Raw genomic sequence first — 25,773 nt, 5'->3', positions numbered from 1 at the left:
AATAATAGGCAATTGAGGAGAGGATTCTTTTGCTTTGTGATGTTTGGTCAATCGCGGTGATATTTGGTTTTATTAAGTGATGAATGATTTTGAATTGAAGGAGAGTTGCTATGCTGCGCAAAAGGTAAGTCACAATAAAAAGGTGCGTTAACGCACCTTGCTGCATTTTATAATTGCGCTAAACGTAGTTAGTTTTAGGTTCATTCAAGCATGCTCGTCAGCCACGGAGGTTGTGAGTGCCAGTGATGTGTTATTTATGTGGCGTTAGCCGTTTTTTGTTTATTAACGCATCGCAAAGTTTACAAACACGGCTGTTAGCATAAACCCCACACCAACAAAAAAGCCAATTAACGTAGCTTTTACTAAGGTCGATTTTTTGTTTTCTTCCGTTTGTTCTGGTTTATCGCTCATAGTTACATTCCCTATTTAAATTAAAAATGTAGTGTTAGGTGTTTTAGTATTTATTTGAGTGTAAAGATCAACACGTTCTAAAAACCATCAATATTTTGTACACGATTTTGTGTGTTTTGTAACCTAGCATATACTGCTTTTTCAACTTTTTGTATCGGGTTTTAAAGCGAATGAAGGTTAAGTTTTGCTTTATGGAAGTGAGACAACTCTTATGGTTAAAAACAGGCCGTCCGCAGTTTAGTTAACGTGACACCTTACGAAATCGCATCCGTGTATTTAAATTAAAAATGATAAAACAATTGCGCAGTGAATCATCTCACATGGTTTCACTTATCAGGTTGCGCTTTAACGTTAGGAAAAAGAAAACAAAATAGCCTTTCTATGTAATTGTATAGAAAGGCTATTTTGTTTGCTTTTTGAAGGTATAGAACATTATTTGGGTTTTTGTCATAGGCAAATATCCTTTAGTTATTATGGCTTAGATTACATTACTTAAATAATAAGTAACTACCACCCACAGCAACACCCGTTACAATCGCCGCTGTCATACCTGCGGTTACTAAACCAACTACCACAAACGCGGTTAAAGCTGCTGTCATTACAATATCAAATACGTTGTTCATTTTTTATCTCCGAGTAGTTTTAAAGTTATTTAGTTAACATGTATGTGCCGCCAATTGCTGCACCTGCCATAATTGCGGTTGTCATGCCTGCAGTTACAAGACCAGCTACTACAAATGTTGTTAAACCAGCTGCCATTAAAATCTCGATTGCGTTTGATGTATTCATTTTTCAATTTCCTATTTAAGTTTGAGTAAAGCGTGTTGCTTGAGTTAAATAATAGGCAATTGAGGAGAGGATTCTTTTGCTTTGTGATGTTTGGTCAATCGCGGTGATTTTTGGTTTTATTTCGGGATAAAGGAATTGTGTGAGTGGCTAACGGTTAGTTTTCGTCTTGTATAAACAAAAAACCGATACAGGTGCATCGGTTTTTTCAGCGCTTATTTATTCGCGTCGTTATTCTTCGACTAACACTTGCTTGCCGTCGCTATTTACAACCAGTAAGTAAGACTCACCAAAGTCACCGGTGCATAAATCGATTGCGCGGCCATTAATGGTTAAATCTAGGGCGCAATTATCGAGAGTTAAAAAGTCAGATACTTTGCCGCGCTCAGTGGTCATCACTTGGCTACCTTTTAATGTAACGGGGTAAACACCATTAGCGAAAATGCGTACGTTGAAGGTGTTGGCGTTATCACGTTCTTTTTTCTTAAGTAAGGTGATGTGTTTTTCAACACCATTTTGCCAAGCGATTACCCAATGTTCGTCATCGTCGCTTAGCGTTGTATGCATTTTTACTTCATTTTGACTGCTCATAGCTGAGCGCATACCAATGTTTACCATGTTCATTACCGCTGGGAAGTCATAGCTGTATTCGCTTGAATAACCATTAACTTGAACATTACCAGCCACGCGGTTTTTACTATCAAATAAGCCGCTTGAACCTGCGGTGATGGTGCGTTTTTGCAAATGAAAGTCGACACTGTAATCCATTGCATTGATAAACGAAAACTCTGCTTCATGGGTTAATGCATCGTCTAAATCATCTGTGATTGATTCACTACAGCCAATTGCCCCAAAACACAGCGCACTTACAATAAGTGCTACCTTCCCTGAATTTTTAATCATAATATGCCTACTTTCAATCTACCCCAAAAAAATCTAGCGCGATAATAACATAGTGCTAGTTTAAAAAGCGTGAAGATGGCAATAAACACGTTAGTCTTGTGTAAGAAAGTATTTAAATTTATTACAGATTCTTACGTTTATAGGCTAGGCGCAAAGATGCCCTCAATAGAGGGCATAGCATATTTATAGTCAGTCCTTGTTATGCAATATGCGATAAAGCGCTGGCAAAACAAAAAGTGTTAGCAAGGTGGATGAAATCACCCCGCCAATAACCACAGTCGCAAGCGGTCTTTGCACTTCTGAACCAATGCCAGTGTTAAGTGCCATTGGAATAAAGCCAAGCGAGGCAACAAGGGCGGTGGTAAGTACTGGGCGCAATCGCTTTAGCGCCCCAGTTATAATGGCGTCATTTAAACCAAGCTTATTTGCTCTTAACTCACGAATAAACGACACCATTACTAAGCCATTTAAAATCGCAATGCCAGACAGGGCAATAAAGCCCACAGCAGCTGAAATCGAAAACGGAATATCTCGCAGGAATAGTGCAAAAATACCCCCCGTAAGCGCCAGAGGCACGCCGCTGAAGATAATCATTGAATCTTTAAATGAGCCAAGGGCGATTAACAAAAGCGCCACAATAATCGCTAAAGTTAAGGGTACAACTAAGGTTAAACGCTTGGTTGCTGATTGCAGTTTTTGGTAAGTTCCGCCGTATTCTACCCAGTAACCTGCTGGAATATCAGCATTTTTTTCAATCGCCATTTGCACATCGTTAACAAATCCGCCCAAATCGCGGCCACGCACATTGGCTGTTACCACAATGCGGCGTTTACCATTTTCACGGTTAACCTGATTTGCCGAGTTTACTTTTTCAATGCTCGCGACTTCTGACAGCGGCACATAATCGCCATTAGCTAAGGTAATGGGTAGGTGTTTAAGATTATCAATATCACGGCGTTTATCATCGGGTAAACGCACCACAATATCAAAACGGCGATCGCCTTGATAAAACTTACCAACATCCACACCGCCCATGCTAATAGCAATTTGCTGTTGTAAATCGGCTTTGGTTAGAGCATATTGCGCTAACATGTGATCAATGGGGTTGATGGTTAAAATGGGCAAGCCTTTAATTTTTTCCACTTGCACATCGCGAATGCCAGCAACGCTTTCAATTGCACTTTCAATGCGCTGGCCAACAATCGCAAGGGTATCAAAATCATCGCCAAATACTTTAATCGCAAGCTCTGAACGCACTCCTGAGAGCAGTTCGTTAAAGCGCATTTGAATCGGTTGTAAAAACTCATAACGATTACCTGGAATGGTTTCAACTAGTTGCTCAAGCTCAGCTACCAGTTGGGTTTTTGGCTTCGTTGGATTGGGCCATTCAGCACGCGGTTTTAGCATAATAAACACATCCGCAACGCTTGGCGGCATAGGGTCGGTGGCCACATCGGGTGTACCAATCTTTGAAAATACACTTAACACTTCAGCTTTTTCAGCAATTTTTTGCTCTAGTAGTTCTTGCATTTTTATCGACTGAGTAAGTGAAGTGCCCGGTATGCGCATGGCATGCATAGCAATATCACCTTCATCTAAATTTGGCACAAATTCGCTGCCGAGTTTGGTACTCATAACACCAGCAAATGCCATTAGCGCAAGAGCGCAGCCAACAACTAACCAGCGCATTTTTAGCACAAAGGTTAAGATTGGCTGATAAAGCGCAGTGCTTGCCTTCATTACGATATTTTCTTTTTCTTGTACCGGCTTTTTAAATAACAGAGCAATACATGCAGGCACAAACGTAATTGATAAAACCATCGCACTCACTAGAGCAATTACAACTGTCATTGCCATCGGATGGAACATTTTGCCTTCCACGCCAGTTAGGGCAAAAATCGGTAAATACACTGCGGTAATAATAAACACACCAAACAGGGCAGGGCGGATCACTTCACGGGTGGCATCAAATACCAAGGCCAAACGCTCGTTTAATGGCAAGGTTTGCGCTTGGTTTTGACCATTATGAGCTTGGCTTAAGCGGCGCATACAGTTTTCTACGATAATAATTGCGCCATCAACCAGTAGGCCAAAATCGAGCGCGCCTAAACTCATTAAGTTAGCACTTACTTTACTTTGTACCATGCCTGTAATGGTCATTAACATGGCAAATGGGATCACCATCGCGGTGATAAGTGCTGCTCTAAAATTACCGAGTAATAAAAACAAAATCACAATGACCAGCAGTGCACCTTCAAGCAAATTGGTTTTAACGGTATCGAGGGTTTTATTCACCAGCTTTGTGCGATCGTACGCAGGGTTAATCACCACCCCTTGCGGTAAACTTTTACTTATTTCTGTTAAGCGTTCGCCTACCTCTTTTGCCACTTTTTGACTGTTTTCACCAATTAACATAAAGACGGTACTGAGCACCACTTCATGGCCATTTTGTGTCGCTGCACCTGAGCGTAGCTCTTTACCTTCAATCACATCGGCAACATCTTTAATGCGGATCACCGCACCTTGCAAATTCGTTACGGGTACATTTTCAAGCTGGGTTAAATCGCTTAATTGACCAGGAATGCGCACTAACCACTGCGAACCATCGCGCTCAATAAAACCCGCTCCACGGTTTTGGTTATGGCTGCCAATAGCATCAATTACATCTTGTTGTGATATGCCAAATGCCAACAGTTTTTCAGGTTTTATGGCAATTTGAATTTCGCGTTCAAAGCCGCCAATTGGGTTTACTTCAACAACGCCTTCTACTTGCACAAGTTGCGGGCGAATGATCCAGTCGTGCACGGTACGTAAATCGGTTGCGGTGATTGGGCTGCCATCGGGGTTAAGTGCACCTGGCAATGCATCAACCGTAAACATAAAAATTTCACCCAGCCCTGTGGAAATTGGGCCAAGCTCTGGCTCTACACCAAAGGGCAACTCAGATTTTGCCGAAACCAAACGCTCATTTACTAATTGGCGGGCAAAATAGATATCGGTGTCATCACTGAATATGGCAACTACTTGTGATAAACCATAACGTGAAATAGAACGTGTGTAACTTAAGTTGGGCACGCCAGCCAGTGCGGTTTCAAGCACGTAAGTAACGCGTTGCTCTACTTCCAGCGGGGTGTAACCGGGCACTTCGGTATTGATAACGACTTGAACATTGGTAATGTCAGGCACGGCATCGATGGGCAGTTTGGTAAACTGCCAAGCCCCTAGTGCTGCAACTAACATTACCATGGCAAGTACTAACTTACTTCGCTCAATAGCGAATTTTAAAATGGACTCTAGCATAAGTAATTACTCACTTTTAGTGGTCGTGTGACGCGCCTGACTTTTCAATGTCGGCTTTTAAGATATAACTGTTGTCGGTGGCGTATTCGCTGCCTACATCAATGCCACTTAACACTTCAACCCACTCACCGCTGCTGCGACCAAGGGTCAACATGCGAACTTCAAATTGGTCGCCAAATTTGACAAATACCACATTAAAATCACGAAATGCATGCAGTGCTTTTTTCTCTATTGCCATCGGTACCGTAAAGCTTTCAAGGGTGATGTCGGCGCTAACAAATTGTCCTACTTGCAGTTGGTTATTGGGGTTGGGAATGAAGGCGCGATAGGTTTTTGCTTGATTGCCAGCAACTGAAAAAAGGCTGTCTTTAATGGTGGTATTTATTGGCGTATTTAAACCACTTACATTAACGCTTACTGCTGCGCCTTGGCGGATTTTTGCTGCGTCGTTTGGAAAAACTTGTAACTCTGCAACAAGCTCAGTCATATCGGTAATTTCTATTAAGCTGCGCCCAGCCGTTTGCTCACCAAGCCCCACGTTTTGTTTAGTTACAATGCCATTTATCGGTGAAATAACGCGGTAACTTTGTAAGCTGTCGTTACTTTGAATGGTCATTATGTGCTGACCTTTTTTCACCTGCATACCCAGTATTGCAGTGAGTTTGGTAATTTCACCATCAAAACGCGCGCTTATTTGGCGTTTAGCCCCTGCAGGCAGGGCCAGTTTGCCATACACCGGCAAAGTTTTTGTCAGTGTTTTTGTTTGCACGGTATTGGTGTTAATGCCCAGCTGCTCAGCAATGGGGGCGGCTATGTGAGTACGCCCTTCAAAATTATCAAAATGCCACTCATAGACTTCACCTTGATAAGTGGCGCTTATTTCAACGCTAAATGAGTGAGGCTCGTTAATCGGTGACGTACCCTTTAAAAAGGCGCCATCTGGTTTAAATGAAATGGTGTCTTTTTTGCCACCTAATCGGCTAAGGGTAACGGTAACGTCCACATCAACGGGTGCGACTGTTCTTTCGTGATCTTTTACAAATACGCGGTATTCGGGTGCTGTTCCTTGTTCAACTAGTTGCAGCTCCAAAGAGAAGTCACCTGTTTTGAAAAGTCGTCCACCGTTTGCACCTGTAACTGCTTCGCTGTGCTCGCTACCTTCTTGCTGGTGGTCGTGGTCGCTTCCGGCAACCGCATCAAAATTTGGCACAGTGAGTAATAGGCTCACTAAAAATGCATTTAATAGATTTGATAATTTCATCGCAATCTCACTTAATTGTTAGGCTCGCGCCGGTTAAGCGCTCAAGTTCAACATTGAATCGTTGAATATTGGTGTAGGCTTGTATCAGCTCCAATCGGGCTTGTAATAACTCTTGTTTTACTGCGTACCAATCGGTGTATCGGTAGCGCCCCTGTTGATAGGCAAGCTCGGCTTGTTTACTTGCGGTTTCGAGGGCGGGAAGTGATTCTTTTAAAAGCGCATTGGCAATATGGGTATTGTGGGTTAGCTTGTGGTTAAGTAGTAACGCTTGTGTTTGGGCACGCGCAAGCCAGGCTTTTGCCTCAGCAGCTTGCTGCTGTTTACTGGCGTTAAGTGATGCAATTTTCCCTTCGCTACGAGACGCACCCCCTAACGGAATTGAAACGCCAGCACTTAGTGAAACGTCATTAAGTGCTTGGTCGCGCGTAATGCCTGTATTGATTTGCCATGCGGGTTTGCTCTCAGCTTGTGATAGTGCAATTTCTGATGAGATTACCCGCTGTTTTGATGCAAAGAGTGAAAAACGTGGCGTGTTTTTTAATTGTGCTTTGGCATCTTCCAGTGAAAGGGCGTTGGGTAATTGGGTTAAATCGCCCGTGACATCAAACTCAGTAGTGCCTTGCCATTGGGCTGCCAACTGTGATTTTGTTGCTTCAATTTCAAAGTAAAGATCTTCAACTACTAATGTTTGCTTTGCTAAATCAGCTTTTGCGCGGTATTTATCAATACTGTTTACGCGGCCTGCTTCTACCCGTTTGGTAATCTCTGACAGGGCTTTTTTGGCTTGTTTTTCCGCCAGAGTTGCCAGTTTTAACTTGGCTTGTTGCGCTAATAAGGTAATAAACAAATTGGCCGTTTCGGCTGCTAAATCGAGCGCTTTTGCCTCTTTTTCAACGGCATAAATCAACCCCTGTTGTTTGGCGAGATTCACTCGTGCATCCACTTGCTCACCATCGAGCAACCACGCAATACTCAAACTTGTTTGGCTATTGGAAAAGCCCTGATAATCGCCAGTGCCAAGTGCATCTTCAACACTCATATCAAGGGTAACTGGGCTTGCAACCCCAGCTTGTTGAATAAGTCCTTGATGTGCTTGTTGCAAATAAATTAGCGGCGTTAAATCAGGGTGGTTTTGCATGGTCTTACTGATGGCGGTTTTTAAGCTCACGACTTCGTTTGCGCTCGCACCCTTTGGTGCGAGTAATAGACTCGCAACGACAAGGTTTAACCCTATCAATAACCGACTGTTAATCGGTTTTCTTGTTGTGACAAATTTTATAAGCATATGCTCACCCCTAAAATTTAGGTTTTATACCGATTGCTAATCGGTTTTTAGAATTTTCAGAAATACCTTTAAAGTCCATGATATTAATGACTCGTAAAGGTTTCGATAAAGTGGTGAATGCTATCGACTGAGGTCAAGCATAGAAAAAATGCGGCAATTGCGAGCAGCATCATAAGCAAGTGATTAACCGGTTTTAGCGATAATTGCCCAAGTAAAAAATACACACGTTGCTCTAGCACATCGGCGCCAAAGTTAGCCACCATGTCGGTATTTTTAAGGGTACTGCCTGTGGCATTGAGTCTTGCTACTTTTACAAGGGTGCCCGCAATATCGAGCGATGATGTGGTGTTTGATACCACGGCGTTATCTGCATCTTGCTCCATTGCTAAGGTCATATGCAGGATTAAACGCTGTTTAATTTTTGGTATAAAAAACGCCGCCAGCAGGGCAAATAACCATTTTTTAAATGGATCACGCTTGTTTGCATGGGCAAGTTCGTGCTGCATTACTATGTGGTATTCAGTTTCACTAATTTGCTCGCGCATGCCTTTAGTAACAAAGCACTTAGGGCTGATAAAACCTGCAGTAAATGCTGCGGCATCACTTGAGTCTATTTCGAACGAGTTGTTATCCAGCTTACGAGAAAGCGCCATTAAGCTTTTAATTTCATGCTGATGAGCACGCAGTTTTAGCAATCTTGAACTAATTATGTATACCAAAAAGCCAAGTGCGCATGCAGTCACTGCGCCGTGCCAACTAAGCCATGAAAAGCTGTTGATATGATGCCAATGATCCATACTTGAGGCGCTTTCAAACGGTGACAGGCCATTGGCAGCGTAAACAAAATAGGCGGCGGTTGAAAAGGCGCTAAACCAGGGTAAGGTCGCTAAAAACCACAAGGTAATTTTGCGAGATTTAACCTGCAGTTTTAAAAAACGCGTACTTAATAATGTGACAAACGCAGACACCGCAATGTTATGCAGCACAAAGCACACAATGGCAATGGCTAATACATTTAATAATAAAGTGAAGGGTTCTGCGCTCATAACTTAGCCTTGTTGCTTAAGTTTTAATTTTTGCTGTTCGATCAGCGATTCTAATTTGTCCAGTTGTTCAACGTTGAACTCTGAAGACATCGAACTAAATGCGGCAATTAGGCTACTACCATCGTCTTCACCAACAAAGTCAGTGGTTACTGATTTTATTAGTTGGCCTATTAACTCGTGGCGCTCAACGCGCGCTTTATAATGAAATGCATGCCCTTCTTTATGACGCGATAACAAACCTTTTTTGTAGAGGCGTTCAAGGGTGCTTTGGTAGGTGTTTAAACTGCCACCGCGGGTATTTTCAAAGTGAGCAAAAACGGTTTTTACGTCAGAGCAACCGTGTTGCCAAAGGTAGTGTAAAAGCAACTTTTCTAAATCGCCGAGTTTCATTGTGATCACCTTAAACTAAAAACCGATTAACAGTCGGTATAATAGATTTAATAAAACCGATTTGCAATAGGTTTTTATTTAACCGCTAAAAAGCGGGCTGCAATAAGCCTAACTAAAATGCCTTCAGGCTTTTAATTGAAGCGAATTTATTAAATTTTATACGCTTTGGTGAGTTGAAGATTGAAAACGATGCAGCGAAACAAAGCCAATTGCAAAACAGCAACCTACATAGAGCCAAACGCTACTGGCAACGAATTGCCATAGGTCGATTTGTGTTGCTTTAATGACAATTGTAAAACCGAGTAAACCACGCAGTATGCTTATCATAGCAATAACAACTAACGCAGATTTTAAAAAAGGAACTCTACGAATAATGCCCATTGCTGAGAATGCAAATATCGCACATGCACTCATTAACAATGCAACTATTGTAGTTGCAATAGGTGCAAGCAGGGTGTGTTGTTTTGATGATGCGATTATAAATTCAGGTGCACGCGCAAACAGATACCAGGTCGGACCGCCCATACCAATTCTGTTAAGTATGTGATCAGAGCTAGCGCGGGATAAATGAAATGATAACAAGGCGGAATTTTTCTTATGTAGTTGTTCTACATTGATAAATTCAAACGCAGTTAGCATGATATTTAACCCGCTAGAATGATCAGCTATTTAAGTGAATTGGTATAATACAGAGCAAATGCCAAGCGGCAGCTGCTAACGCAATTATGCCAGCACTGAACAGTAATTTTGAGCTCACAGGAGTGTGTATAATCTGTTGATTTGATGACAGCAAATTAAGTTACCTATCTGCCCTAAATTGACAACATTTCGTTATTTACATCTTGTTTGTTTTTTTTATACGCTAGTCAATACCGACACAGGCTGTGTAGCGTTGTGCGATTTTAACGACCTTGTCTTTGGATTCGATAATTTCATTATCGTTTTTGAAAATACGCTGTTCACACATGCCACGCATGTTCGCGTATGTTTTTAAGCACTCTTTTACGCTTTTTCCGCCCGATGTTTGGTATGACTCATCGTTGCAAAATTGTAATGCGAGTAAGTTAGAACCGAGTTTGATTTCACCTAAGCTAACATCGCTGGTTTCAGCTTTTGCCAAAAGGTCTTGGTAGTTGGCGATATGTTGTGAGCTTGCATTGCTATAAAAATACATTCCGCCTAAAAATAGGCCTAGAAGTACAATAAACTTCATAATCATTCCCTTGATATTGTTTTTATTGAATTTAAATTGGTGACGAAAAATTTAGCGCATTACGTTACCGCTTTTTTGGTTGAAAAGCGAACAGTTTTTAAAGCGCTTCAATTTAATTCACCTTAATAATGTTATTTTATGCAATTGTTCTTATCTAAAGTATTCATCTTAATGAACTTATGGTTACGTTTTGTGTTCTGATTGGTATAAACAGTAAAACCTCTATCACAACCTAGTAAGCATCTTATTAAAGCCAGGAGAAAAACGAGGGCGCAAAGGTAAATACGCTCTAGATGAGTTATGACGAAAACTAAAGTAAGCGTATTGATACTAGCCGTATTGTTTTTTGGCATTCTATTTATGCCCGTATCTCAAATAATCCCGGTTCAAGGTGCAACACACAATGATTGGCATGCAAAAACCTTTTGGTATGAGCCTTGGGGCAGCTCAGGGGTACATAAAGGTATCGATATTTTTGCCAAAAAAGGAACGCCCGTTATCGCGTCTACGGCAGGAATTGTGATTTATTCTGGCACTTTGCCTAAAGGCGGTAAGGTTGTTTTGATTTTAGGGCCAAAATGGCGAGTTCATTATTATGCGCATTTAGAGCAAAACCAAAGTAGAACAGGTCAGTTAGTCGCGAAGGGAGAGGTTATTGGTACTTTGGGCGATTCGGGAAATGCCAAAGGTAAGCCTGCACATATCCACTATTCGGTCGTTACATTAATACCTTACCCGTGGCGGTTTACCACAGAAACGCAGGGTTATAAGAAAATGTTTTACTTAAACCCTGCCGAATTATTCACACATCACTAAGCTAAATTATTAACAAGCTTTGAATTGTGCTGTGATTGCTCCAATTTTTCAGCGGCAAAACTATTAAATAACCAAAGTGCGAGTGCGGTAACAAACGCAATAGCGGCACATAATAGCCAAAAGTTCGCGGGTTCATTAGCTTCAACAGCCCATTTGTTGTAACCCCAACCAGAGAGCTTACCGGCAAACAAAAAGCCAATGGCAGATGCCGTGTAAAGGTAGCCTTGATACATGGCTGCTTTGTCTTTCGGCATTACCGAGGCTACGTATTCCTGCTGTTTTGGCGATGCCATCATTTCACCGAGCGAAAAGATAAGTAAAGCCGCTACCGCAAGCGCGCCACTTACAATTGCTCCAGCCTCTGAATTTGCTAGTAATAAATAACTGCTGGCAATCATTAAAGCGCCCGCAATAGTCACATAAAAGGTTTTAAAGCGTGCGCTCAGTGCTGATACCAGTACTTGTAATAGTACAATAGAGCCAAAGTTTACCGCTGCAATATATTCAGGTTTAAACTGTCGATAATCACTTGCCCACTGGGTTGCGAGTGCGCCGATTTCAGCTTGAGACAATGTACTTAAGCTTGGTAAATGCGCTTGTAATACCTCTTTTGGAATGCGCACATTGTAGTTAGTTAATTCAAGATAGGCTTTATGAAAGCTGTTTGCTTGGCTGTAATCAAATTGGCTTGCAAGCGCAGTGATTGCAGTTGTTAGCTGCGGCACATTAACAAACGAAGCGGCTTCGCCAAACCCCACATGAATTGAATTCGCTAGCATCACAAGATCACTGCTATCAACGTAGTCGCGAATAAAAAGCGGAAGGGTAATAAAAATTTGCATATAAACCAGCCAAAACCCGCTCAAAATCAAAATAAGTAACAAAAAAGGTTTATTACCCATTTTTATTTTGCTGCTATACCAATGTGTTCCAGCTTTTGGCGCTAATATGTGCCAGACCAAGTTTAAACATAGCCAACTTGCAATAAACCCGTAAGCGAATGACTCAGAAATTAATTTTGTACCGGGTAACATAAACGCAATAAGGACTGGAAAAACAAGTAACGCAAAACGACCATTGCCCAGTACTTCACGCATCTCGATTATAATATCTTTAAGTGGTTTGGCTGGGGTGTTTTTACGAATTTCAGCAGTTGGGTCGCGATAAAATAAAGTGACAGGGATAAAGTTAATAGCAATCCACACTGCGGCCATAATAAACACCATATCCCAGCTTGTGTCTCGCATGATACCTGCAATAACAGGCCCTAAAAAGCCGCCTACATTGACCATCATGTAAAAAACGCCAAAGCCTAAACTGCGATTGCTATCGTTGGTTGCATGAGTCACCGTGCCGGTGATCAATGGTTTGAAAATGCCAGCACCAATTGCAACACCCATAAAGGCTAGGAAAAACGCGCTATAGCTTGATACTTGACCTAGCAAGTAATAACACGGGGTCATCATGGCAAAGGCAAGTAACAGCATTTTTTTGTAGCCGTAGCGATCGCCTAATGCCCCAGTTAATGCAGGCAACAAGTATATGCAAAATGGCACAAGCCCTTGTAAAAAACCGCGTTGTTCATCACTAAACCCCATACCGCCTTGCAGCACAGGGCTGGTCATATAAAGGGACGATACGGTAAAAAAACCATACCATGCTAATCGTTCAAATATCTCCATAATATTGGCAATGTAAAAGCTGCTGCCAAATGGACTGCGCAAAGGCTTGTGTGTTGTCATAACATTCTTTCTTTTTATTTTGGATATTGTATGCAATATATCAAAGGTGGTTTTTTTAGCAACAATGATGCGATTTTCTGTCTTGAATATGGGATCTTTGGTTAGTTAAATTTAAATTAAATATGTGCTAACTCATTAATAAATTGAAATATATTTCGTAAAAGTGAGCGATTTGTGTAAAAAATCTGTATAACAGAAACATTGTTTATTAATTGAGTAATTTAAAATGAATTATAAAAACACATTACTACCTCTTTCACTTATTGCTGCCGCCGTTTTCTCTTTCTCTACCGTTGCTAGTGCACCTGTAGGTATTGATAACAGCCACCGCAGTGAAGCAAACCAAGCACGCGATACATTTCGTAAGCCATACCAAACGCTTGAGTTTTTTGGTGTGAAAGCTAATTCAAAAGTGGTTGAGATTATGCCTGGTGGCGGCTGGTACACTGAAGTATTAGCGCCAATGCTTGCAGCAGAGGGGCAGCTTGTAGCAGCTCACTACCCAATTACGACAAGCTCAAAATACCGTAAACGCTCACGCGAAAACTTTGAGAAAAAATTAAGCGATAACAAAAAAGTTTACGGCAATGTTGTTATCGCTGATTTTGATCCAAATGCGTCAATCGATGAAAAAACAAAAAACGCAGATGTAGTGTTAACCTTTAGAGGCTTACACGGATTGCAAAATGGTAATCAGTTAGCTGCTGCATTTAGTCAGTTTAATCAGATGCTTAAACAAGGTGGCAAATTAGGTGTTGTACAGCATCAAGCACCTGAAGGGTTTGATCCGGTAGCAACAGCGAAAAAAGGCTATTTGCCAAAATCACATGTAATTGCAGTGGCAAAAGCCGCTGGATTTGACTTAGAAGCTGAGGCGTATTTCCACAATAACGCGAAAGACCGCATTATTATTGATAATGTTGAAGCAGGCGTATGGGCACTGCCGCCTTCGCTTAATGCAAAGGAAAATAAAGAGCAGTACCAGTCAGTTGGTGAATCTAACCGTATGACATTACTTTTCAAAAAGCGTTAATTGAATCAGGCTTTAACCTTTAAAACGGGTTGGAGCCTAATACAAATCACGCATTTAGGGCTTAAAAATCGGCCACTATTGGCTTAGTTTTTAAAGCCCGTTTAGTTTATATTGAAAACAATAAAAATAAGCATAAGAAGACGAAACGTGGCACAAGCAGTTAAAAAAATCGTTATTGTAGGTGGGGGCACAACGGGGTGGATGGCAGCGGCGAGTTTATCGCGCTACATTCAAGACAAAGACATGTCGCTCACGCTAATCGAATCACCCAACATTAATACGGTTGGAGTAGGCGAAGCAACCATTCCTAATTTTGTCGATTTTAACCGTAATTTAGGTATTAACGATGCTGAATTAATTAAAGCCACACAAGCGACGTTTAAACTTGGTATTGAATTTGAAGAATGGTCGCAAAAAGGCGAGCGTTTTTTCCATCCTTTTGCAGCCTATGGCGCACAGATCGAAAATTTGGATTTTCATCAATATATCAACAAGCTCAATGCAGAAGGCAAACAGCTTGATATTGAAGATTACAGTTTCCCAATACAGCTTGCCAAAAAAGGCGGATTTGCGCAGCCAAACCCCAATCAGAATAATCCTCTAGCGCAATATTCTTACGCCTATCATATTGATGCGGTGTTATATGCTAAGTTTTTAACAGAGTTTTGTTCAAAACGCGGTGTAAACCATATTTTAGCCAATGTGAGCGAAGTTAAACTCAACGCTGAAAATGGCTTCATCCAAGCGCTAACTCTTGATAATGGTAAACACATTGAGGGCGATTTATTTATTGATTGCTCTGGTTTTAAAGGTGTATTAATTGAAGGTGCGATGGGTATTGGCCTTGATGATTTGAGTCATTTGCTACCTTGTGACAGCGCTGTTGCAGTGCAAACAGAACTGGTGGGTGAACCCACGCCTTATACCCGCGCAATTGCAAAAGAAGCAGGATGGCAATGGTGTATTCCGCTGCAGCACCGAATGGGCAATGGCTATATTTATTCAAGCAAATTCACGACAGATGAAGAAGCGAAACAAAGCCTGCTCGATAGTGTAAAAGGGCGCACAATTACGGATGTAAAAACCTTTAAATTCCCACTTGGCAGGCGTAAAGTAAGTTGGCATAAAAACTGTTTTGCCCTTGGTTTAGCTGCTGGCTTTTTAGAGCCGTTAGAGTCACTTGGCATTTCGTTAATTCAAACCGCGCTTGCTAAGCTGATGACTTTCTTCCCAGATATGTCTTTTAATCAAGCTGATATTGATGAAGTTAACCGTTTGCATAATGATGAGTTAGACCGCATTGTTGATTTTTTATTAGTGCACTACAAATTAACGCAGCGCACCGACACCGCATTTTGGTGTTACTGCCAAGAGATGCCCATTCCAAAAACGCTTGAGCACAAAATTGCCATGTATAAAAATCGTGGCCATGTGGTGATGTATGATAATGAGTCATTCCAGCAAGCAAGTTGGCTTTCAATGTTTTATGGCTTTAACGTTACTCCTTCGCGTTACGATGTACGTTTGGACCACTTTAACTCAAGCGCTATTGCTGAAAACTTGGCGCAAATGAAAGCGCAAATTGCTATGGCCGCGAATAATTGTTTGAGTCATCAGGCATTTATTGATAAACATTGTAAAGCAAATAATGATGTGAAAAATCGATAATGTTAGTACCGTTTACAAAAACGCACATAGAACCACTTACGAGCTGGTTTCAAGATGAAGCCAGCCTTGCGAAGTGGTCAGGCCCAGGGTTCCGTTACCCTTTTACAGAAGAAACTTTCTTTCAAGATTTAAACACAGAGAAGCTAGCTTCATTTTGCTTGCTTTGTGAACAAGGTGAGTTTGTCGCATTTGGGCAATTTTATAATCGCTTAGAGCGCGTTCACCTTGCGCGTTTGGTGGTAAACCCAGCATTTCGTGGTAAAGGGATCGCAGCGCGGTTAATTAATAGTTTGATTCAAGAAGGAAAAGCTCAACTTCAGTTAAATAGCGCTTCGCTGTTTGTTTTGTCAGATAATTTACCTGCAGTTGCGGCCTATCAAAAATCGGGTTTTATTAAAGCGCAGTACCCAACGCGTATACCGTTAGAAAACTGCATATACATGGTTAGAGAGTGTTAATTTAACGGTGTTTGTACTGGGTTTTGCAATATCCACGTGAAATGCTCGAATTTCGCAGCTTTAAATGCTTAGTGTTGCGGCCAGTTACGCGCGCTCGCCATAAACGAAAGCTGGCTGGTTTTAATGCGCTGCGCATTAATTTAATTACGTTTTTCTCAGATAACCCATAGAGTGTTTCGATGGCTTCAAATGGGGTTCTATCTTCCCATGCCATTTCGATAATGCGTGATTGATCAGATTCAGTCATTGGTGTGTAAAATAATAAAATGAATATTTTGAGTACGCTAAAAAACGTGTTTTTGATCAGTTGTTAAGGCAATTCGCTGGAAAGTCGTTTTATGATGAGATTAAAGGAAAAGTATTTCAGCAGCTAAAGCAAAGGCGCTGCTGAAATATGTTAATACTAGTTCGAGAGTAAATTCACCCACTCATCAGGATTACTGATGATAAATTCATAGGTTTCATTGTTTGTGCACGTAATGCGAATTGCATCTGAGGTAATAGGTAAAATGCCAGCCCCTTTGCCAACGCACTTTTCTACTTTAGCGATTGAACCTCGTTCAACGTTATACGGGCCTAAACCTAATTTCTCGTTAAATGGTTTAAAACAAATACCGTATTGTGACACTGAAAACTGGCCATCAGCTCTTGTCACACCATTTTGAATGGTTGCCGTTGATGATTTTAAGGTACCTTGTTGCATCTTATTTACTCCATGTAACCCAAATACACGTTAAAACTAAATTTAACTTAAATTTTGATTGCTACCTTAAGCGCTGAGATGTCTTCAAACAAGTTAAAAATTGTTAAAGCTCAAGCGATTACTTGTTTAAAAGAATAATCGTTTTTAAAAAAGATGTTGAAGAAAAAAACGTGGTTATAAGTGATTTAATAGGTATATCGCAGTACTGGTTTAAATTAGCAAAGCTAGTTTCAAGTTGATAGAAATAAGCTTTCCCTCATAGTGCAGATTTATTGTCTATACTCATTTCCTAGATAATTGTTTTTACAGTGCTTTGAGGTAATTGGGTGGCCTATAGTAAAGCTGAAGAAATTTTTAAAATTGTTGAGTCCAACAGTGTAAATTTACTTAGTAAATCAAAATGGCTTTTTATAATGGTTATTTTGCTTATTTTAACAACAGGTTTATCTGCCTATTACACCTTTCTTTCCCTTGCGAGTTTAGAGAAAACAGAACAAGAACGTTATCAAATGGTTTTGCTTAGCAATCAAGTGCGCCTTAGCTCTGACAATTTGACCTTGATGGCACGTGCCTATGCCGCAACGGGTAATGGAAAATACTTAACCTTTTTTAATCAAATTCTGGCTATTAGAAATGGCGAAGCACCACGGCCAAAGTATTATCAGCGTGTTTATTGGGATTTCTTAATGCCTGAAAACGGCGTTGCCCCGAGTGAAAACAGCGCTGCAATTTCATTGCAAACCATGTTAAACGAAGTGGGTATCACTGAAGAAGAAAGGCAAATGCTTAATGAAGCGCAATCAGCATCAGATAAATTGGTTGAAATTGAGCAAAAAGCGTTTGCATTGGTAGCAGAGGGGCAAAGCCAGAATATACCCTACAATGCGACGCCAGCGCGTTTGGCTGCGATAGATTTGCTTTATAGTGAAGCATATTTGCAAGCAAAAGCGTATATCATGGGAAAGGTAAACACCTTTTTACAACTTCAAGCTCAAAGAACACAATCCGCTATGCGCCATGCAAGTAAAGTAAATAGAGTGTCTTCTTTGTTTGCACTGGTGAGTTTTATATTGCTCTTTATAGCGGTGATTGCATACGCCTATTTTAGGCAGTTATATAGCAAGCGTTTGATTAACTTATTGAAAGAATCCGTTGATGGGCAATTTAATTTGCTTACTCAAAAAAATGAAATTTTAGCTGAAAATGCCAAAGTGATGAAAGACACTTTTGAGCAGTTAGTTGAAGCTGAAAAAATGGCCTCGCTCGGCAGCTTAGTGTCAGGTGTTGCCCATGAAGTTAATACACCACTTGGTATTGCAGTAACCTCTGGCGATTATATTGCGAGTGAAACCAAGTCAATTGAAAAAATGTTTAATGATGAAACTCTGTCACGAAATGAGATTACTCGCTATTTTTCAAAAATGGATGAGTCGTTAAGGCTGTTAACGAGTAGTTTGCAACGTGCCGCAGGCCTTATTCAGTCTTTCAAGCAAGTGGCTGTTGACCAATCGCATAAAGACATTCGCAATATTCATTTAAAAGCTTACTTGGATGATGTGTTTGCCTCACTGACACCACTTTTTAAAAATAAAGGCATTACAATAAATAATCACGTTGACGAGTCTCTTTTATTGGAAGTGGAAGTGGGCGCTATTGGGCAAATTTTTACCAATCTAGTTAACAACTCGATTATTCACGGCTTTGACCAAGGACAAAGAGAAGGCGTAATTGCCATTGATGCCACAGAAACAGACGAGCATGTGATTATTTCATATCGCGATAATGGGGTCGGTATGAAAAACACTGTGCTTGAAAAAGTGTTTGAGCCTTTTTACACCACCAATCGCAGCAATGGCGGCAGTGGCCTTGGAATGAGCATTGTTTATAATCTTGTTACTGCCAAACTTCATGGAGCTATTGAATGTAAAAGCAAGGAGCTCGAATTTACTGAATTCACAATTAAGCTGCCAAAAAAAGATCTATCAAGTTAAAGCCGGTTGGCCTTGTTCGATATTTGGAATTTTGAGCCAAACATTTTTTGCTGAACTTGTTTTTGTTCTGCAATTTATCCAAATGATGAAATCTGCTACCCTTCGCACTCTTTAGTTTGAGAGCAAAAAACATGATTAAAGATAACGACATTATAAATACATTAGACGAGCTAGAAGCGTTTTTACTGTTAGTTGAAAATGGTGGCTTAGGCCTTAAAAATGTTGAAGGTGTGGCACTTGCTACAAATAACAGTGATGGTCGCCCATTTATTGCGGTGTTAGATGATAAGCATCAATTATTGCTAGGTCGTTGGGTATCGCAAGAAGTGTATGAAAATGGCAAAGATATGGTGCGTTACGGCGTTAAAAAAACGCATTAAAACCGTTTGTCATTAAAAGTGTTGGCGTTAACCAATAACCTTGCATCAGCACTTTTCAACCCTTTCTTAAAATTTAAACTCATGTAATATAAGGTTTATTTGTATTCTTAGGGCAAATGACCTACGTCAATTACCTCCCCGTTGGGCGTTTGTCCAATGTCAGCAAAGTTCAATTTCGTTACTGTTTGTTAAGTATTTTAACGTTACAAACAGGATGCATTTTATGACTCGTATCTATGATTTACCGACACGGATTTTCCACTGGCTATTTGCTGCTAGTTTTATTGTAGCTTTCAGTATTGCGAATTTGGTGGATGATGAATTAGCTATCTTTGCTTACCATATGATTGCAGGAGCGACACTTGGTCTTTGTATAGTCTGGCGTTTTATTTGGGGACTTATTGGCACTAAACATGCGCGCTTTAGTGATTATGTTTTAAAGCCAAAAACGCTTATCTGCTACCTTAAAGAGAGCCTTACCAAGCATAAAAAGTCATGGATTGGCCATAATCCAGCCTCAAGCTGGGCTGCAATTGTGATGATGCTGTTAGCATTTTTTCTGATTGTTAGCGGTATTTTAATGACTACCGGACCGTTTAATGAGGCAATTGAAGAGCTTCATGAACTTGCTGCAAATGCTTTTATGCTGGTTGTGGTGTTGCATATTCTTGGGGTGCTAGTACACACCGTTAAACAACAAGACCCTATCGCAAAGAGTATGATTTCTGGCTATAAAAATAATATACCTTCAGGTGTCGAGTCCGTGAAATCACATGCTTACCTAGGCGTAATGTGTTTGATTATTACGTTCACATTTACAGGCACATTAGTTATAAACTTTGACCATAACCAAAAAACAACATCATTGTTTGGTGTAACATGGCATTTGCAAGAGTTTGAAAGCGAACATGAGCAACATCATGAAAGTAATATCCACTACAACGAACACGAGTAAATCACGCTATGAGTAACAAAGACCGCCTAATTTTATTAACTACTTTGCTACTCATTACATTACTGATCGCGGTAGATCTTGCAACCGACCTTAACGAAGGGGTGGCTATCTGGCATTTAGTGATTGAGGGTTCAGCCGGAATAATGGCATTGCTGGGTATAGGCTATATTTTTCGCGATATGGTGAATTTAAAACATCAACTTCACCACCAACGCTTGCTTACCGAAAATTTACGACAAGAAGCAACCGAATGGCGGACACGCTCAAAAGAATATCTTGATGGTCTTTCGCACTTAATCAACGAACAATTATGCCGTTGGCAGCTTTCACCCGCTGAAAAAGAAGTGACGTTTTTACTTTTAAAAGGTATGAGTTTAAAAGACGTTGCAGCAATTCGAGGCACCAGTGAAAAAACAGCAAGAGCACAATCAATGGCGGTGTATGCCAAAGCAGGATTAAGCGGGCGCTCTGAATTGTCTGCGTTTTTTCTAGAAGATCTTTTACCTCAAAAATTTGAAAATGACTAACATGCTATCAATACATCCGTATTTTTTAGGCGCATGAATATGCTACTATTTGCCTCAATTGTTATTTTATAAAGCCTTGTTATGAATCTTAATTTTTCTGACTTTTCACCAGCGCAAATTTACCACTTAATGACGCAAACCATTATTCCGCGTCCAATTGCATGGGTTATGACTGATTCGGGCGAAGCTAATTTTAATTTAGCGCCATTTTCTTATTTTACGGCAGTATCGAGTAACCCACCTTTAATGATGTTTTCAGTTGGCAAAAAGCCGACAGGTGAAGTAAAAGATACCGTTAAAAACATTATCGAAACGGGGCAGTGTGTCATCCATATTGCGTCAGTAGATGATGCCAATTTGGTAACGCAAACCGCAGCAACTCTAGATCATGGACAGTCAGAAGTCGCAATTAATGATATTGCGCTATGTGAATTTGAAGGCTTTTCTATGCCGCGGGTGGCAGGTTGCAATATTGCCTATGGTTGCGAGCTTTATGAAATTAAAGAAATGGGTGAAGTGCCACAAACGTTAGTGTTTGTTGAAATTAAAACCCTATTTTTAGGCGATGAAGTTGTATCGCTTGATCATAAGAAGCGCATTAAAGTTGACGCCGATAAGGTAAATCCGTTGGCGCGTTTAGGGGGCGGCGAATACTCAGGCATTACATCAGCATTTGGCATTGAGCGCCCAGAATAACATGAACGTTTACAGTGAGCGTACGCCCGCTCACTGTGATGTTAGGCTAAGTTGATTGAGTTTTTGCCTAAGCTCGGTATTTTCTTTTTGTAACTGACGTGCGTTCAGTACTAAGCGCAGCACGTTTTTTAGCTCAAAGTTGTCCCATGGTTTTGCCAAAATAATCGATGCGATATCATCAGTTATCGCGCGTTGGCAAAGCTCCATATCCGAATACCCCGAGAGCAACACTCGGCCAATATCAGGATCATATGCTTTTACCTGTGACAGTAGCTCTACGCCATCAATCACTGGCATACGAATATCAGACAGCACTAAATCAATGTCATTTCGCTTTACAATTTCAAGTGCGTTTTCTGGCTCGCTACATTTTGTGATGGTGTAGTCTTTACGCAGTAAGCGCGCAATTGCATTGGTTACTTCTGGTTCATCGTCTACCAGTAAAATATGGGCCATATATCACTCCTTCCTATTAATAATAAAACACTTTTTTATACTTGGCACAATGCATTCACGCGTAAAATCGCCAACCGTTTTAGATCAGAACACAGATGTTTTAAATGGCGTTTATGTGGATACTGTTTAAACGCCTTATACGAAAATGAAATCGCAGTGGTTAAATTGCCATTTTCTCGATGCATTTCACCGTAAGACTCCAGTAAGCGGGCATTGGCTTTACGGCGAACGGTTTGGCTGACATTTCCTAAGGTACAGATGCGTTCGGTGATTTCGGCCATTGCATCAATGCGATTTTGCTTATTGGCGGTGATTGAGTTGGGTCGCATTAGGTAATCCATCGTGATGTCTTCACTAAATCCAACCTCGCTAATCAGCGCGATACGAAGCCAACAATCCCAATCACTGGCGCTACGAAGACTCGGGTCAAACCCGCCTGCACGTTCGATAATGTCTTTATTAACCATGACACATGATGTACCAATTACGTTGGCAATTATTAGCAATCCAAGGGCATCGTGCAAAGGCTGATAATCACCGTTGTTTTGAGTGCGATGGGCTGCAAATTCAGGCCAATATGAGTAACAATCAATGATTTCTTGGTATGTGGTGTCAACGTGCTGATAGTTGGTGAAAGTTAGCCCGCAGTTGGGATTCGCTAGCATATAGTCTACTTGCTTGCGCAGCTTGTTGGGTACCAGTAATCGTCTGCGTCTAAAAACGCGATAAATTGACCATTCGCTTTTTTAATTGCCCGATTACGTGCAGCGATAACACCCTGATTAGGCTGGGTTAAAACGCGTAACTGATTGTATTTTTGTTCAGCTGCTTTTAACCATTCAAGCGAACCATCAGTGGAACCGTCATCCACCACAATCAGTTCAAATCGCACATCTTGCTGCTGTAACACACTGTCTATGGCTTTTGGTAAATAGTCTAAACAGTTGTAGTTAGGCATGATAATCGACACTTCTTTACACATAACAAATCCTCCATAGTCTGGAGTACTTACGCAAAGTGTGTGCCGCGCTAAACAGGGTCAAAATGCATGCAAAAAGCAAAATTGCTTTGCAAAATGCGAATGGTCGATTGCAAATCGGCAATTTAGTGGGGTTAACATGGTATTTTTATCGGCATAAAGATTGCGATGTGCTCTTTACATAAATGTGAGGAGAGCGTTATGAAACATATTGCTATTTATGTCCCACAGTTTCCGGTCGCGTCCGAAACCTTTGTGGTCACCGAAATCGAGGCGTTGCGTGCTGCAGGTCACAAAGTTAGCGTGATCACGATGGAGCATTTAGACCATGAGAGTGACTTTGATTTTGACGTATTCGAACTAAAGCGCGAGCGCATTACAACCACACTTAAAGGGTTATGTTGCACCAGTATTCAAGGGGTTGCAAATGCGTACAAAGCCGCATCAAGTCAGCATGCGATACGCAATTTATCACTGCTTTACTTTGGTCTTCAGATTAACTATCTGATTAAAAAACAGCAAATCTCACATATTCATTGCCATTTTATGCACAGCAGTTTGGCGTACGGGATTGTTGCTGCCAAGTATGCAGGAATTAGTGTGTCGAGTGTCGGACATGGACATGATGTATATGTAAACGCGAACGACCTCAATGCTAAGCTGGCGTTTTGCGATTTTAATGTGGCGGTTTGCCAAGATATGTACAACCTGCTGCAAAACATTAAAACCCATTCTGTGCATTTGTTGCATTGCGGTGTAGACGTTAACAAGTTTCAGCATTATGGCAACCCGAACAACAGCACGGTAAAACTGCTATTTGTTGGCCGCTTGGTTGATAAAAAAGGCATTGAGTTTGCGCTCAATGCGCTTTCTGATATTCCACCTTCGAAACGACCACAACTTGATATTATTGGCAGCGGGCCCAAGCTGGCGGAGTTAGTTGGTTTGGTGAATCAATTGCATCTTAACAATTGGGTGCGCTTTTTAGGGCAGCGTACATCAGGCGAAATTATCGCGTTTTCAAAGCAATATGATGCGTTTATTGCGCCTTTTTGTATTGCTGATAACGGCGATAAAGATACCGGCCCGGTAGTACTCAAAGAAGCCATGGCTATGGGGTTACCTACAATTACAACCAATATTATGGGATGTACTGAAATTGTCGATGGTAGCTGTGGCTACACTGTACCAAGTAGAGATAGCGATGCGTTAAAACAAGCCATCTTAACCTTTTGCCAACTGCCTGAAAACGAGCGTATAAAAATGCGCAATGCTGCTCGAGACCGTGTTAACAGGCATTTTAATGCAATAAAACAAGGTGTTAAGTTATCGCGCTTAATTGAGCAGGTGGCGTATGAAAGTTAATGCTGCGTTTGTCCATTACGGTATCGCCATTGCTGGGCTAAAAGGGATCAGCCTACTGATGTTGCCGATAGTGACGCGCTTTTTGGCGCCAGATAGCTACGGCATGCTTAACTTTCTCGTCAGCATTGGCGCGATGTTGAGTATTTTCTTGGGTTTTGGCATGGCTGAAGTGATTTTTCGCTTTGCGGTAAAGCTGCCAAACGAGATGCTCGACTCATTTATTGCCAGTAGTATTAAGTTTACGTTTTTGGTGAGTTGTGTGTTTTTGCTCTGTGCAATCATTGGCGCGGATATCTGGTTGGCTCTAATGCCGCTGCCAATTGAAAAGTCGTACTTTTGCCTTTTGATGTTTAATTTGGCACTCACTACATTGCAGGCCATCTACTTAACGCGCTATCGCGTATTGCAGCAATCAAAACCCTACATGTGTGTTGCCCTTGCCCAAGGCGTCGTGCAAGCACTGCTTACTTACACCTTATTGTTAAATGATTACGGTATTTTAGGAGTGCTAATAAGTGGCTGTGTCACCAGTTTTATTATTACCTTAGCTTTAGTGATTTACCATCGTTCGCTGTTATTGCTAAAACAGCAGCCATTAACCAGAGAGCATGTTCGTTACGGCGGCTTTATTGCGTTGTCAGCACTTTGTTTATATGGGCTCGGTGGCGCTGAAAATTGGTTTATTGCGAGTTATTTAGGGTCATCGCAGCTGGCATACTATTTTATTGCAACGCAATTTTCATTGGCATTGTCGTTAGCGTTTGAGCCATTTCGCTTATGGTGGTTCCCAATCCGTTTTAAACATTACTTTGAAAACACAGAATTAGCAGCGAGTGGGGCTGTTACAGGGTGCTTTATCATCACTATGCTGGCACTAGCAATGATGATATTTGCCCCTTTCCTTATTAGTTGGTTGTTACCACAAAGCTATCACAACAGCAGCCAATACATTGGTTTACTGTGCATTTTATTAGTTATTAAAAGTTATGCGGAGTTGCTGAATTTAGGCTGTTATCTAGATAAAAACGCGCAATACGTACCACTTATAAACGGCATATGTGCCACAGTAGCAATATTAATTATTGCGTTTTTGACCCGAAGCCAGGGCATTAGCGGCGTGTTTGCTGGGCTTTTTGTTGGGCATACAGTGCGATTTTTAGCGTTCTATATAATTAGTCAGCGTATCGCGCCGCTCAAATATCATCTCGGTACGGTGTTACTTGGTTTTGGTTTATTGCTTGTGCAAATCGGTATTGTAGGTAATGCGATTTGGCTTAATGCAATCTTGCTAATCGTCGCATTACTGCTGTCATTTAAATATGCAATAAAGTGTGGCGCGATAAAGCCCAGTAAAGTGGGAGGCAAGTATGGATACTCTTAGCCAACAGCACTTATCAAAATCGCCGATT

Annotated in this window: 28 protein-coding genes; 11 read left to right on the top strand and 17 right to left on the bottom strand. The window is 41.1% G+C overall.

The window, feature by feature from the left end; translation table 11 throughout:
- Nucleotides 1-282 precede the first annotated feature (282 nt).
- From C2M30_RS21980 to C2M30_RS14365, 11 genes are all read right to left on the bottom strand, one after another.
- Nucleotides 283-411 carry a hypothetical protein gene (locus C2M30_RS21980; RefSeq protein ID WP_267894206.1) on the bottom strand — a complete coding sequence of 43 codons (129 nt, stop codon included), beginning with the start codon at nt 409-411 and terminating at the stop codon, nt 283-285.
- Nucleotides 412-899: 488 nt separating this feature from the next.
- Complete coding sequence (locus C2M30_RS21975) at nt 900-1,034, bottom strand: hypothetical protein (RefSeq protein WP_267884436.1); 135 nt, start codon at nt 1,032-1,034, stop codon at nt 900-902.
- Between the two features lie 25 nt (nt 1,035-1,059).
- Complete coding sequence (locus C2M30_RS21505; protein ID WP_157813533.1) at nt 1,060-1,200, bottom strand: hypothetical protein; 141 nt, start codon at nt 1,198-1,200, stop codon at nt 1,060-1,062.
- Nucleotides 1,201-1,428: 228 nt separating this feature from the next.
- Entirely contained in the window at nt 1,429-2,100 is a 672-nt protein-coding gene (locus tag C2M30_RS14400) for a hypothetical protein (RefSeq protein WP_105172139.1), read from the bottom strand.
- 189 nt (nt 2,101-2,289) lie between these two features.
- Nucleotides 2,290-5,400, bottom strand: coding sequence for an efflux RND transporter permease subunit (locus tag C2M30_RS14395; protein WP_105172138.1), 3,111 nt, complete (start codon nt 5,398-5,400; stop codon nt 2,290-2,292).
- Between the two features lie 16 nt (nt 5,401-5,416).
- Nucleotides 5,417-6,661, bottom strand: coding sequence for an efflux RND transporter periplasmic adaptor subunit (locus tag C2M30_RS14390; protein WP_105172137.1), 1,245 nt, complete (start codon nt 6,659-6,661; stop codon nt 5,417-5,419).
- 7 nt (nt 6,662-6,668) lie between these two features.
- The gene (locus C2M30_RS14385) at nt 6,669-7,946 is read right to left on the bottom strand and encodes a TolC family protein (protein ID WP_105172136.1); all 1,278 of its coding nucleotides are present in this window, start codon (nt 7,944-7,946) and stop codon (nt 6,669-6,671) included.
- A gap of 83 nt (nt 7,947-8,029) precedes the next feature.
- Complete coding sequence (locus C2M30_RS14380) at nt 8,030-8,992, bottom strand: M56 family metallopeptidase (RefSeq protein WP_105172135.1); 963 nt, start codon at nt 8,990-8,992, stop codon at nt 8,030-8,032.
- 3 nt (nt 8,993-8,995) lie between these two features.
- Nucleotides 8,996-9,382: a BlaI/MecI/CopY family transcriptional regulator gene (locus tag C2M30_RS14375; RefSeq protein WP_010558239.1), complete on the bottom strand. Its 387-nt coding sequence runs from the start codon at nt 9,380-9,382 to the stop codon at nt 8,996-8,998.
- 156 nt (nt 9,383-9,538) lie between these two features.
- On the bottom strand, nt 9,539-10,021 hold the full coding sequence (locus tag C2M30_RS14370) for a hypothetical protein (RefSeq protein ID WP_234004742.1): 483 nt from the start codon (nt 10,019-10,021) through the stop codon (nt 9,539-9,541).
- A gap of 223 nt (nt 10,022-10,244) precedes the next feature.
- On the bottom strand, nt 10,245-10,595 hold the full coding sequence (locus C2M30_RS14365; RefSeq protein ID WP_105172134.1) for a hypothetical protein: 351 nt from the start codon (nt 10,593-10,595) through the stop codon (nt 10,245-10,247).
- Between the two features lie 300 nt (nt 10,596-10,895).
- On the opposite strand from C2M30_RS14365, the gene C2M30_RS14360 reads away from it, so the two are divergent.
- Entirely contained in the window at nt 10,896-11,411 is a 516-nt protein-coding gene (locus tag C2M30_RS14360; RefSeq protein ID WP_105172133.1) for a M23 family metallopeptidase, read from the top strand.
- Here C2M30_RS14360 and C2M30_RS14355 read toward each other — a convergent pair.
- Nucleotides 11,408-13,153, bottom strand: coding sequence for an MFS transporter (locus C2M30_RS14355; RefSeq protein ID WP_105172132.1), 1,746 nt, complete (start codon nt 13,151-13,153; stop codon nt 11,408-11,410). The genes C2M30_RS14360 and C2M30_RS14355 overlap by 4 nt on opposite strands.
- 226 nt (nt 13,154-13,379) lie before the next feature.
- On the opposite strand from C2M30_RS14355, the gene C2M30_RS14350 reads away from it, so the two are divergent.
- From C2M30_RS14350 to C2M30_RS14340, 3 genes are all read left to right on the top strand, one after another.
- Nucleotides 13,380-14,186, top strand: a complete 807-nt coding sequence (locus C2M30_RS14350; RefSeq protein WP_105172131.1) for a class I SAM-dependent methyltransferase — start codon at nt 13,380-13,382, stop codon at nt 14,184-14,186.
- Nucleotides 14,187-14,333: 147 nt separating this feature from the next.
- Entirely contained in the window at nt 14,334-15,854 is a 1,521-nt protein-coding gene (locus C2M30_RS14345) for a tryptophan halogenase family protein (protein WP_105172130.1), read from the top strand.
- Nucleotides 15,854-16,312 (top strand): GNAT family N-acetyltransferase, encoded by a 459-nt coding sequence (locus C2M30_RS14340; protein ID WP_105172129.1) that lies wholly within the window; start codon nt 15,854-15,856, stop codon nt 16,310-16,312. The genes C2M30_RS14345 and C2M30_RS14340 overlap by 1 nt, the downstream gene beginning before the upstream one ends.
- A gap of 1 nt (nt 16,313) precedes the next feature.
- On the opposite strand, the gene C2M30_RS14335 is transcribed toward C2M30_RS14340, so the two are convergent.
- Complete coding sequence (locus tag C2M30_RS14335; RefSeq protein ID WP_105172128.1) at nt 16,314-16,559, bottom strand: TIGR03643 family protein; 246 nt, start codon at nt 16,557-16,559, stop codon at nt 16,314-16,316.
- 156 nt (nt 16,560-16,715) lie between these two features.
- Nucleotides 16,716-17,015: a hypothetical protein gene (locus C2M30_RS14330; RefSeq protein WP_105172127.1), complete on the bottom strand. Its 300-nt coding sequence runs from the start codon at nt 17,013-17,015 to the stop codon at nt 16,716-16,718.
- A gap of 413 nt (nt 17,016-17,428) precedes the next feature.
- Between C2M30_RS14330 and C2M30_RS14325 the strand changes: the two genes are divergently transcribed.
- The 5 genes from C2M30_RS14325 to C2M30_RS14305 all read left to right on the top strand — a co-directional run bounded on the left by C2M30_RS14325 (nt 17,429) and on the right by C2M30_RS14305 (nt 21,564).
- Nucleotides 17,429-19,006, top strand: a complete 1,578-nt coding sequence (locus C2M30_RS14325) for a sensor histidine kinase (protein ID WP_158683457.1) — start codon at nt 17,429-17,431, stop codon at nt 19,004-19,006.
- Nucleotides 19,007-19,137: 131 nt separating this feature from the next.
- Complete coding sequence (locus C2M30_RS14320; protein ID WP_105172125.1) at nt 19,138-19,386, top strand: hypothetical protein; 249 nt, start codon at nt 19,138-19,140, stop codon at nt 19,384-19,386.
- A gap of 223 nt (nt 19,387-19,609) precedes the next feature.
- Nucleotides 19,610-20,341 carry a cytochrome b/b6 domain-containing protein gene (locus C2M30_RS14315; protein WP_158683455.1) on the top strand — a complete coding sequence of 244 codons (732 nt, stop codon included), beginning with the start codon at nt 19,610-19,612 and terminating at the stop codon, nt 20,339-20,341.
- A gap of 8 nt (nt 20,342-20,349) precedes the next feature.
- Nucleotides 20,350-20,868 carry a helix-turn-helix transcriptional regulator gene (locus C2M30_RS14310; protein ID WP_105172123.1) on the top strand — a complete coding sequence of 173 codons (519 nt, stop codon included), beginning with the start codon at nt 20,350-20,352 and terminating at the stop codon, nt 20,866-20,868.
- Nucleotides 20,869-20,949: 81 nt separating this feature from the next.
- A complete protein-coding gene (locus C2M30_RS14305) occupies nt 20,950-21,564 on the top strand; it encodes a flavin reductase family protein (RefSeq protein ID WP_105172122.1) in 615 nt (204 codons plus the stop codon).
- A 30-nt stretch (nt 21,565-21,594) separates the two neighbouring features.
- On the opposite strand, the gene C2M30_RS14300 is transcribed toward C2M30_RS14305, so the two are convergent.
- From C2M30_RS14300 to C2M30_RS22065, 3 genes are read right to left on the bottom strand one after another with little or no spacing between them, the layout of a single operon-like run.
- Nucleotides 21,595-22,020 (bottom strand): response regulator, encoded by a 426-nt coding sequence (locus C2M30_RS14300; RefSeq protein ID WP_100914769.1) that lies wholly within the window; start codon nt 22,018-22,020, stop codon nt 21,595-21,597.
- Between the two features lie 35 nt (nt 22,021-22,055).
- Nucleotides 22,056-22,685 carry a hypothetical protein gene (locus C2M30_RS14295; protein WP_325050768.1) on the bottom strand — a complete coding sequence of 210 codons (630 nt, stop codon included), beginning with the start codon at nt 22,683-22,685 and terminating at the stop codon, nt 22,056-22,058.
- Nucleotides 22,686-22,690: 5 nt separating this feature from the next.
- Complete coding sequence (locus C2M30_RS22065) at nt 22,691-23,002, bottom strand: glycosyltransferase family 2 protein (RefSeq protein ID WP_325050767.1); 312 nt, start codon at nt 23,000-23,002, stop codon at nt 22,691-22,693.
- A 198-nt stretch (nt 23,003-23,200) separates the two neighbouring features.
- Between C2M30_RS22065 and C2M30_RS14290 the strand changes: the two genes are divergently transcribed.
- Nucleotides 23,201-24,364, top strand: coding sequence for a glycosyltransferase (locus tag C2M30_RS14290; protein ID WP_105172121.1), 1,164 nt, complete (start codon nt 23,201-23,203; stop codon nt 24,362-24,364).
- Nucleotides 24,354-25,745 (top strand): lipopolysaccharide biosynthesis protein, encoded by a 1,392-nt coding sequence (locus tag C2M30_RS14285; RefSeq protein WP_105172120.1) that lies wholly within the window; start codon nt 24,354-24,356, stop codon nt 25,743-25,745. The genes C2M30_RS14290 and C2M30_RS14285 overlap by 11 nt, the downstream gene beginning before the upstream one ends.
- The last annotated feature ends 28 nt before the right edge of the window (nt 25,746-25,773 follow it).

The organism is Pseudoalteromonas sp. T1lg24, assembly GCF_002964745.1.
GTDB classification, from domain to species: Bacteria; Pseudomonadota; Gammaproteobacteria; order Enterobacterales; family Alteromonadaceae; genus Pseudoalteromonas; species Pseudoalteromonas spongiae.
The sequence above is the reverse complement of the archived record's forward strand: the minus strand, read 5'-3'. Positions and strand labels throughout refer to the sequence as shown.